This is a genomic window from Hymenobacter persicinus (genome assembly GCF_004167665.1).
Classification (GTDB): Bacteria; Bacteroidota; Bacteroidia; order Cytophagales; family Hymenobacteraceae; genus Hymenobacter; species Hymenobacter persicinus.
The window spans coordinates 1-10716 of record NZ_SEWE01000068.1; the positions used below are offsets into that span (position 1 = coordinate 1).

6 protein-coding genes are annotated in these 10716 nt (G+C 63.5%); all 6 read right to left on the reverse strand.

Features of this window, described 5'->3' with window-relative positions:
* A partial coding sequence (locus EWM57_RS19780) for a beta strand repeat-containing protein (protein WP_207218361.1) occupies nt 1-3524 on the reverse strand: 3524 nt, incomplete at its 3' end.
* A gap of 572 nt (nt 3525-4096) precedes the next feature.
* Nucleotides 4097-5860 carry an amino acid permease gene (locus tag EWM57_RS19785; RefSeq protein WP_129923040.1) on the reverse strand — a complete coding sequence of 588 codons (1764 nt, stop codon included), beginning with the start codon at nt 5858-5860 and terminating at the stop codon, nt 4097-4099.
* A gap of 134 nt (nt 5861-5994) precedes the next feature.
* A complete protein-coding gene (locus EWM57_RS19790) occupies nt 5995-7023 on the reverse strand; it encodes a LacI family DNA-binding transcriptional regulator (RefSeq protein WP_129923041.1) in 1029 nt (342 codons plus the stop codon).
* An 87-nt stretch (nt 7024-7110) separates the two neighbouring features.
* Entirely contained in the window at nt 7111-8811 is a 1701-nt protein-coding gene (locus EWM57_RS19795; protein WP_129923042.1) for a sodium:solute symporter family transporter, read from the reverse strand.
* A 53-nt stretch (nt 8812-8864) separates the two neighbouring features.
* The gene (locus tag EWM57_RS19800) at nt 8865-9929 is read right to left on the reverse strand and encodes a UDP-glucose--hexose-1-phosphate uridylyltransferase (RefSeq protein WP_129923043.1); all 1065 of its coding nucleotides are present in this window, start codon (nt 9927-9929) and stop codon (nt 8865-8867) included.
* Between the two features lie 13 nt (nt 9930-9942).
* Nucleotides 9943-10716, reverse strand: a 774-nt coding sequence (locus EWM57_RS19805; protein ID WP_129923044.1) for a galactokinase, incomplete at its 5' end; no start/stop codon positions are given.

Here is a 10716-nt window from a genome sequence, read left to right on the forward strand (position 1 = left end):
CCCGCGCCGCTGCCGCTGAAGCTGCCGGCGGTGATAGTGCCGTTGGTCACCGTCACGTCCGTGTCCGTGAAGCTGCTGCCCACGCTCTGCGAGAAGTCCACCGCGAAGGGAATCGGGGTGGTGGTGGTCGTGCCGCCCGAGGCGGCGGCCGCGGAGCTGACGGTGGCCGTCAGGGCCGGGGCCGTCACGCTGAACGAAGCCGAGGTGAAGGGTCCGTACGCCGGGGTTTGACCGGTCTGAATGCTGCCCACGAACACGTTGTTGACGAACACGTTCAGCCGCTGGTCGACCGCGGTGTAGTAGCGCTGGGCCATCTGGAAGTTTACTTGGTAGCTGCCCGTGGGCACGGCCAGGTTTTGCGAGAGGCTGGCGTTGTTGTTGCCGGCGCTCTGTATCAGGGCCACCGCGTCGCCGTTCGGCGGCAGGGGCTGGGGCTGGCCGGAGACTTGGGAGTCGAAGGGGCTGCCGTAGCGCGCCACACCGGCCGAGCCGGTGAAGCTCCAGGGTGCGGCTACTACGCCGTCGGCCGTCTTCTTGAAGCCGCTAGCCGGTACGTTGTTGGTTTCAAAGCTGCCGTTTTGCAGGCCGTTGGGCACCACCGTGCTGGTGCCGCTTTGCAGCACCTGCACCACGTCCACGAAGGCCGTCACGTCGCCGTTGCCGCTGGCGCTGCCCGCCGCCTGAATGCGCAGGGTGGGCGCGGCCGGGAAGCTCTTGGTGATGGTGTACTCCTCGCCCGCCGTGTAGGGCACGTTCGTAATCGTGGGCGTGGTGCCCGTGCTGTTGGATACGTCCAGGCGCAGGGTACTGGTGCTGCTGCTGCTACCCGTGTTCACCACCACGGTATAGGTCGTGCCCGAGCCACTCACGCTGAACACCGACGCGCCGCTGATGCTCCCGTTCGTGACGGTAGGCGTGAAGTTGCCGGGCGCCAAGCCCGCCACGCTGCCCGAGAACACCACTTGGTAACGCACCTGGGCCGTGGCCGTGGGCGAAGGGTCCAGGCGCGTGACCGAGACGACGGTTACGCTCTGGTTAATGGTGTAGGTCTGGCCGCCGGTGAAGCCGCCGCTCAGGGCGTTGCCGGCGGCGTCGGTGATGCCCGAGCCGCTGCTCTTCACGTCGATGCGCCCGGTGCCGTTGCCGTTCACGCTGTTCACCGTCACGTCGTATTGCGTGCCGCCGCTGCCGCTCACCGAGGCCACGCTGGCGATGGTGCCGGTGGTGCCGCCGGTGGTCGTGAACGTGAAGCTGCTGGTGGTTACGCCCACCACGGCTTCGCTCAAGGTCACGCGGTACGTCAACGAGGTGGCAGCGGTGGGATTGGCCGCCGGGCTCTGGCGGTTGCTGCTGCTTACCGTCGGAGCCGTCTTGTCGATGGTGTACGTTTCGCCCGCAAACGGCAGCGTGGTTGAAATGCCGGACGAAAGGCCCGTATCGTTGGCCAGGTTTAAGGTGAGGGTGCCGTTGCCCGCAATTCCGGTAATCGGCACCGTCCAGGTATTGCCCGCGCCGGCTACCGGCGTGCCCACCGTGCCGCTCGCGGTGCCCGTAGGCGTAAGCGTGAAGTTGGCCGCCGTCAGGCCCGTTACCGCCGCCCCAAAGGTCACGGTGTAGTTCACCGCGGCAGCGTTGGTGGGGTTGGCGCTGGCCCGCACGATGGAATTGACCGTAGTGGTCGGCGTGCCCGTCACCTGAATCAGGTCGAAGGCAAACTGGGCGCGGCCATCGTCGGCAATCAACTCCAGCTTGAAATCAACCAACTGCCCGTTGGCATCGGCCGGAAGGTCAAAAGCAAAGTTGGTGAGGGCGGGCGTGAGCGTGGCCGTACCGGCCGGCAAGGTGGGCAGGTTGGCCAGGTCCTGGGTTCGGTCCTGCCGCATGTCGGCGGTACCGTTGATGACCGTGGTGTTGCCGCGGAACGAGCCAAACAGCTTCCAGGTGCCGCTGCTGCCGCCCGTGCGGTAATACATTTTAAACGAGTCGCTGGCCTGCCAGGCGGCGGTGCTGCCCGACGAAGCCCCCAGCCGAATCTGAAAGCGCAGGTTGGCGTAGCGGGTCGCGTCTACCTGCTGGGTTTCGAGCCGGCCCACCTGCGACGGATTGTACCGGATGTCGGAGGGATTCACCCCGTACCAGTAGGAGGTGTTGCTGATGTTGCTGAAGGTCACGGCCCCCGCGGCGTACGGATTGGCGCTGGTGCGCGTAAACGCAAAGCCGGTGTTGTTGGCGTCGCCCGCAAACGTGTTCGAGCCGTAGCGCGCCCCCTCGCCGTCGGTGGTAAAGTCTTCGGTGTAGGGCAACGACGCCGGGCCGCTCAACACGGCTTTCACCAGCACGTTGCGTATCACGGCCGAGCTGGTCGAACTCCCGGTGCTCACCACAAACTGGACGATGCGGTTGCCGCCGCGGGCCGTGCTGCCGTTGGTGTTCACGTACCGTACCGATTGCAGAATGGTCTGGTAATTCGCCTCGGCCGACGACCCCGTGAAGGTCAGCGTGCGGGTCAGGTTGTCGTAGTTGCCGCTGATGTTGGAATTGGCAATGCCCGTGAACGTGAGCTGGTCATCGTTCGAAATCACGCTGCTGGTCATGGACACCGTGGCCCCCGTCAGGTTGGTGCCGGCGGGGTTGTTGGCCTGAATGGTGGTGGTTATCAGCGTGGCCGGGTCGCCTTCGGTGTAGTTGATGACGGTGCCGCTCTGGGCATCGGTCAGGGTGGGCGCCTGCACGGTGGTGGGCGTGCCCATCACCCGAATATTATCAAACGCCAGCTCCTGCGAGGTGCCGCTCTGGTCGGCCACCACGCGCACAATCAGCGAAGCCGGCGACCCCACCACGTTGAAGGTAAAATCCTTCATCTGGTAGTTCAGCGTGGGCGAGGTTTCCGTCAGCACCTCCCCGTTCAGGTCAACGTCCTGCTCCAGGAAGCCGTTGCTGCCGTTGTTGTTATTGCCCATGAATCGACCGATGGGAATGTAATTGGCGCCGCCATCGGTCGAGTATTGAATCTCAATTTTATCGGTCACGCCGAACGTGCCGCCGGTTGGGGTGGCGGCGGCGCCGCTTTGGGCAATGGAGCCGGGGCCGCGCGGGTCGGCCAGCGCCACCGTCACCTTAATGGCCGTGTAGCCGCTCGCATTCACGGCGTTTAGCTGCACATAGCCCGGGTCGCGAACGGGGGTGCCCGTGTTGCTGGTGCCCCGAATGCCTTCCCCAATCCAGAAATTACCCACGTAGTCCGCCGTACCGGCGGCGTTTTTAATGGTAACCGGGTCCGAGGCGTTGCCCAAGGAATAATTCGACGGCAGGTTCGGGTTCTGCGCCGGGTTGGTGGTGGTGATGGTAAAGTATTGGTTGTTGAGAATCGAACCCGACATCGAACTCCGCAGGTCAAACGTGTTCGAGGTGTAGTTGACGGCCTCCCCAGTTTCAAACGACTGGCTCTGGATGAGCGTCTGCGCCCAAAGGGCTGGACTTGGGCCCAGCAGCAAAGCCAGCCACAGCAGTAGAGTTATTTTCATAATCAAGGGACTGGTTTTCAAAGAAAAAGATCGGGCAGGGGTCTGGGTACGGAACCGGGCACCCAAGCCCGGGGTAAGGACCAACAGCAGCAAGAAGCCGCGTAATAGTTTTTGCATGAACTATGGTTCTTTTGACGGGATAAGCAGGGTAACGGACCAGCTAAGCCCTAGTAGTAGGCAAGTCAGGTAGTGACACAGCCGGGGGAAGCTCGGTCGGCGCGCCAACTGAGAGCAGAATGCTGAGCCGGGGATAATAGCAGAGGAGACTAGCCGCCGATAAAGTCAAGCAGCGAGAAAAGCGGAATAAAGCCCAGGGTGCTGTCTGGGTATAGTACCCTGCAAATCTAGTTTAAATTCAGGAAGATATCTCATAGAGTAGGATAATAATAAGCTAAAACGTTGTTCTGCTCCGGCTAAACCGCCCTTAGCGGCCTACCGGCGTTGTTTGGCCCGGTAGGGACGGCTCATGGGCAGCCGACCTTCGCGCATAGCAAAGAAGCCCCGGCGGGAGCACCCGCCGCACGACGGGTACCCCCGCCGGGGCCTCTTTGCTATGCGCGGCGCTGCTGAAGCTACCGGGCTACCGGCGGCTGGCTATTGGCTTTCAAGCCCACATTGAGCTTGCTGTGCTTGTAGCCGTAGTTGAAGTACAAAGCCAGGCCGATGATCAGCCAGCCGAAAAACAGCAGCCAATTGTTGATGCCCAGTTGGGTCATCAGGTAGAGGTTGGTGAGCAGGCCCAGCGTGGGCAGCAAGGACAGGTTGCGGCGGAAGGAGGCCACGCTCAGGTAGATGCAGAAGCCGAAAAATACCAGCATCGGGATGTAGTGACGGAAGGCTTCGTAGCCGCCCGCGCCGCCCACGGCCCGGCCCATTTCGCGCACGGCCTCGCCGTTGTAGGCAAACAGCAGCCCAATGCCGAGCAACATAATCAGGGGCACCAGAAACTTACCGTTGATGTAGGGCACCTTGAAGCGGGCCTCGGAAGTGCCGTGCGGGTCGATAACCAGAATGCCGCCGCAGACCAGGGCAAAGGCAAACAGCGTCCCGATGGAGGTCAGGTCAATAACCAGGTCCATGTTCAGAAACAAAGCCGGAATTCCCACAAACAGGCCCGTGACGATGGTGCTGAACGAAGGCGTGTGAAACTTGGGGTGCACCTTGCCGAAGATGGGGGGCAGCAGTCCGTCGCGGCTCATGCTCATCCAGATGCGGGGCTGGCCAATCTGAAATACGAGCAGCACCGAAGTCATGGCAAACACGGCCGACACGGCCACGATGCCCGCCAGCTGGGGCAGGCCCACTTTCTGGAACACGAAAGCCAGCGGGTCGCCCACGCCCAGCTCCTTGTAGCTCACCATGCCGGTGAGCACCAGCGTGATGATGACGTAGAGCACGGTGCAGATGATCAGGGCGTAAATCATGGCCCGGGGCAGGTCGCGCTGGGGGTTTTTGCACTCCTCGGCGGTGGTGCTGATGGCGTCGAAGCCGATGTAGGCGAAGAACACGGCCGAGACGCCCTTGAGCACGCCGGCCACGCCGTTGGGCGCAAATGGGGTCCAGTTGTCGGCCTTAACGTAGAACACGCCCACGGCAATAACCACGGCCACCACAATCAGCTTAAGCAGCACCAGCAGGTTCGAAGCCGTCTTCGACTCCTTGATGCCCACGTACACGACGGCCGTGATGAGCACCGTAATCAGGAAGGCGGGCAGGTCGCAGACCAGGCGGAAGTCGCCGAACAGAACCGGAGCGGCGTTCCAGGCTTTGTAGGCTTCCATCGTGGACGGGGCCACGTCGGCCAGGGGCTGGCCGGCCAGCATTAGGCCCAGCACCTCATTGTAGCCCTTGTAGGCGCTTTGGGTACCCATTGTGAGCCAGATCGGAACATGAATCCCGACGCCGTCGAGCAGGCCGGTGAAGTAGTCCGACCAGCTGATGGCCACCACGATGTTGCCCACGGCATATTCCATGATGAGGGCCCAGCCGATAATCCAGGCCGTGAGCTCCCCGAAGGAGGCGTAGGCGTAGGTGTAGGCCGAGCCGCTGATGGGAATGGTGGCGGCAAACTGGGCGTAGCACAGGGCCGAAAAGGCGCAGGCAATGGCGGTGAAAATAAACAGCAGCGACACGGCCGGGCCGCCGTCGTGGGAGGCGTTGCCGATGGTGCTGAAGATGCCGGCCCCGATAACGGCCGCAATGCCCAGGGCCGTCAGGTCGCGGACGGACAGGTTGCGGGTCAGGCCGCCGGAAGCGTGCAGGTCGGCGTCGGCGGGTGGGTTTTGCAGAATAGCGCCGATATCCTTGCGGCGAAACAGACTGTTGAAAGAACTCATTCGGGTTGTGAGAGGGGGCGAGAGGAATTAGGGCCAAAAGATAAAGAATAATGCGGCGGGGAGACGCGCAGCCCGCACAAAACCGCTTCCGGGCGTCTGGAAGCGGGTTCTCTACCCACGGCCGACCTCGCCCCCTACCCCCGCTTCGACGACTCCCGGATCAGCAGGTGGGGCGGCAGCACGATGCGGCGGGACTGGAACGTGGCGGTGCCCACGGCCAGAATTTCGAGAAACAGGCGCACGGTTTCCTGCCCCAGCTCCTCGCAGCGCTGATCCACGGAAGTCAGGCGGGGCTCGGTGAAGGAAGTGAAGATTTCGTTGCTGAAGCCGGCCAGCAGCATATCCTGGGGCACCCGCAGGCCGTGCTCCTTCAGGGTTTGCAGGGCCCCGACGAGGGCAAAGTCACTGGCCGAGAACAGGCCGTCAGGGCGCTGGGCGGGCGGCAGGGCCAGCAGCTGCGTCATGCCGGCGGCCCCGTCGGCCAGAGTCACGTCGGAGCTGATGATCAGGCTTTCGTCTTCGGCCAGGCCGTAGGTGCGCAGGGCGGCCAGGTAGCCCTGGCGGCGGTTGCGGTAAATGTTGAGGTGCTCGGGGCCGGCCAGGTGGGCAATGCGGCGGCAGCCCTGCTCGATCAGGTGGGTCGTGACCTGGTAGGCACCCTGGTAGTCGTCGAGCACCACGGCATTCACGTCGCGGGTGTCGAGCATCCGGTCGAAAAACACCAGGGGAATACCGCGCTGGTGCACCTTGTCAAAATGCTTGGTGTCGTGGGTGGTGCGCGAAAGGGACACCAGGATTCCTTCGACCTGGGCGTTGATCAGCGTGTCGATGTTGCGCTTCTCGTGCTCCACGTCCTCGTTCGACTGGCAGATCATCACCTTGAAGCCCGCCTTGGTGGCCATCGTTTCGATGCCGTGCACGACGGAGGCGAAAAACGTACCCTCGATGTGGGGCACCAGCACGCCCAGCAGGTTGCTGCGGCCCGTGCGCAGGCTGGCGGCCAGGTGGTTGGGATGGTAGTTGAGCTCCCGGGCCAGCTGTTGCACCCGGCTGCGGGTCTTGGCGCTGATGGTGGTGTGGTCGTTCAGGGCCCGCGAAACCGTGGACGAGGACAGGTTCAACGCCTTGGCCATGTCGGCAATAGATGTGCGGTTGTGTTGCACGGCAAACAAGGAAAGGGAAGAGAAAATACGTCCTGGCCGGACCCAGGGCCCGCCCCAAAGATAACACCCGAAAAGCCGGGCCGGGCCCTACCAGAACTTCACGTAGAGCGCCATGATCAGCAGCAGCACCACCACAATCAGGGTCAGGGTCTGGGGGTTCACCTTAAACATGCCGGGCTCCAGCTCCAGGCCCTTGGGGTTGGTGGCCGGGCCCAGGAGGCTCAGCGTCACCATCAGCACAACGGTGAAGAAGAAGGCCCAGCCCATGCAGATCAGGAACGGAATTTCGTAGACGCCCTCGGCATTGGGGAAGGCGCTCCAGAGCAGGTTCTCGGGGCCAAATACGGCCACCGCGTAGTTGTTGAAGAACACCGACAGCAGAAAGCCCGCCAGGATGCCGGCAATGGCGGCCGTGCCCGTGGTGCGCTTCCAGAACATGCCCAGCACGAACACCGCCACGATGCCGGGCGAGATAAAGCCCGTGTATTTCTGGATGTAGGTGAACCCGCCGGCCCCCGAAATTCCCAGCAAGTCCTTCCAGGTGAGCACAATGGCCAGAGCCATGGCGGCCAGCACCGTCACGCGCCCAACCCAGACCAGCTTTTTCTCGGTGGCGTCCTTATTGAGGTAGCGCTGGTAGATGTCGAGGGTGAAGATGGTCGAAATCGAGTTGACCTTGCCCGCCAGCGAGGCCACGATGGCCGCCGTGAGGGCCGCCATGCTCAGCCCTTTCAGGCCGTTGGGCAGAAAGGTGAGGATGGCCGAGTAGGCGTTGTCGGGGTTGAAGGTGCCGGTGGAGGCCATTTCAGCCTGCAGGCCGCCGTTTTTGTGGAGCACGTAGGCCGCAATGCCGGGCAGCATCACCACCACGGGCATGAGCAGCTTGAGCATGGCCGCAAACAGGATGCCGGTGCGGGCCGTCTTCAGGTCCGCGCCCAGGGCCCGCTGGGTAATGTATTGGTTGCAGCCCCAGTAGTTGAGGTTGGCCACCCACTGCCCGGCCGCGTACATGGCCAGCCCCGGCAGGGCCAGGTACTTGTTGATTTCCACCTGCGGCGTGCCGGCCGTGGGCTTGGGGAAAATCATGTGAAAGTGGTCGTTGCCGTCGCGCATCATGGCCTGGAAGCCGGCAATAACGTCGTGGCCGAGGCCGAACTTCTCGCTCACCAGCGTCAGGGCCAGGTAGCTGGTGGCCAGGCCGCCGATAAGCAGCACCGTCACCTGAATCACGTCGGTGTAGCCCACCACCTTCATACCGCCCAGGGTGATAACGACGGCAAACACGGCCAGCGCCACCAGAATCACGTGGAAACTGTCGCCGCCCACGATGTTGTTCAGCGCCAGCGCGCCCAGGTACAGGATGGCGGTCAGGTTGACGGCCACGTACAGAAACAGCCAGAAAATGCTCATAATCAGGCTGAGCGTGGAGTTGTAGCGCTGCTCCAAGAACTGGGGCATGGTATAGATCTTCTGCTTGAGGTAAATCGGCATGAAGAACACGGCCACGAAAATCAGCACGATGGCCGCCACCCACTCGTAGGCCGCCACGGCCACGCCCACCGAGAACCCCGAGCCCGACATGCCGATAAACTGCTCGGCCGAGATATTAGAGGCAATCATGCTGGCCCCGATGGCCCACCACGTCAATGATCCTTCGGCCAGAAAGTAGTCTTTCGAGTCGAGCTGGGCGTTTTGCTTGCGCTTGTAGATGTAGTAGCCGTAGCCCGACACGCCGAGCAGGTAGAACAGGAAAACCAGCAGGTCAAGAACAGTAAGGCCGTTTTGCATCGGGCGGAGCTAGGCAGCAGTCAGGGGGAGCGTTGAGGAAGAAAAATGAGCGGCTATTCGGCCGCCGGGTGCTTGTAGTGCGTTTCCGGCTGGCTGCGCAGCCGCTCGGCGGCCCACTCGGGGGTGATGTCGCGCTGGGCGTTGGCCAGCAGCTCGTAGCCGACCATGAACTTGCGCACCGTGGCGGAGCGCAGCAGGGGCGGGAAAAAGTGCATGTGCAAATGCCACTCGGGGTGGGCCTGCCCGTCGGTAGGGCGCTGGTGCAGACCGGCCGAGTACGGAAACGAGGTTTGGAACAGGTTGTCGTAGCGGATGGTCAGGTGCCGCAGGGCGTCGGCAAAGGCGTCTTTTTCGGCGTCGGTGAGCTGGGTCACGTCCGGCACGGCCCGGCGCGGGAGCAGCAGGGTTTCGAAGGGCCAGCCGGCCCAGAAGGGCACCAGCGCCACCCAGTGCTCATTTTCGAGCACCAGTCGGCTTTTTTCCCGTAGCTCGATGGCCAGGTAGTCGGTGAGCAGGGTGCGGCCGTGCTGCTCGAAGTAGGTGAGCTGCTGGCGGCTTTCCTTGGCGGGCTCCCCGGGCACGGTGCGCTGGGCCCAGATCTGCCCGTGCGGGTGCGGGTTGGAGCAGCCCATAACGGCGCCCTTGTTTTCGAAAATCTGCACGTAGTTGATATCCGGGCGGGCTCCGAGGGTGCGGAATTCGTCGGCCCAGACGTCGACCACCCGGCGGATGTCCGCCCTGCTCATTTCGGGCAGGGTTAGGTCGTGGCGGGGCGAAAAGCAGATGACGCGGCCCACGCCGGTTTCGGATTCGGCCCGCAGCAGCCCGCCCAGGTTCACGTCCCCGGCCGGCACGTCGTCGCGCAGGGCGGCGAAGTCGTTGTCGAACACGAAGGTGCCGGTGTAGTCTGGGTTTTGCTCCCCATTGGCGCGCACGTTGCCGGCGCAGAGGTAGCAGCCGGGGTCGTGGGCAGGGCGCGTTTCGGTGTCGGGGGCTTCCTGCTGGCCCTGCCAGGGCCGCAGCGCCCGGTGCGGCGACACGAGCAGCCACTCGCCGTTCAGGGGGTTGTAGCGCCGGTGCGGCTGCTGGGCCAAGTCGAAGGTGGAGTGCTCAGACATAGTGCGCGGAAAATCAGGTGGAGGCCAGCGTCGAGACGCCGCCCACAATCGTGGTCTGGTAGGTTTCGAGCGGCAAGCCCAGCTGCTGCTCGTAGGCCGCGGCGGTGGTAGCCACGAATTCGGCCACGGCCGCGGCCGGCACCAAGTTAATGGTGCAGCCGCCGAAGCCCCCGCCCATCATGCGGGCCCCCAGCACTTGGGAGTTGACCTGGGCAATGCGCACCAGCGCGTCCAGCTCGGGGCAGCTCACTTCGTAATCGTCGCGCAGGCCGGCGTGGGAGGCGTACATCTGCCGGCCGAAAGCGGCCAGGTCACCGGCGGCCAGGTGCCGACAGGCCGCTTCCACCCGCTGGTTTTCTTCCACCACGTAGCGGCAGCGGCGGTACACGACGGGGTCCAGCGCGGCGCAGTAGCTTTCCACCTGAGCCAGGGTCACGTCGCGCAGGGTTTGAACTTCAGGGTAGTGTTGCTGCAAAACGGCCACGCCCTGCTCGCACTCCCGGCGGCGGGTGTTGTACTCCGAGCTGGCCAGGCTGTGCTTCACCCCCGAATTGCAGAGCACCAGGTGGTAGGCGGCCGAATCGAAAGGAAAATACTCGTATTCCAGCGAGCGGCAGTCGAGACGCACAACATGGCCGGCGCGCCCGTGCAGGCTGGCAAACTGATCCATGAGGCCGCACTGCACCCCGGCAAACGTGTGCTCGGCGGCCTGCCCGATCAGGGCCAGCTCCAGCAGGCTGAAGCCGGTACGCAGCAGCTCATTGAGGGCAAAGGCCAGCCCGCATTC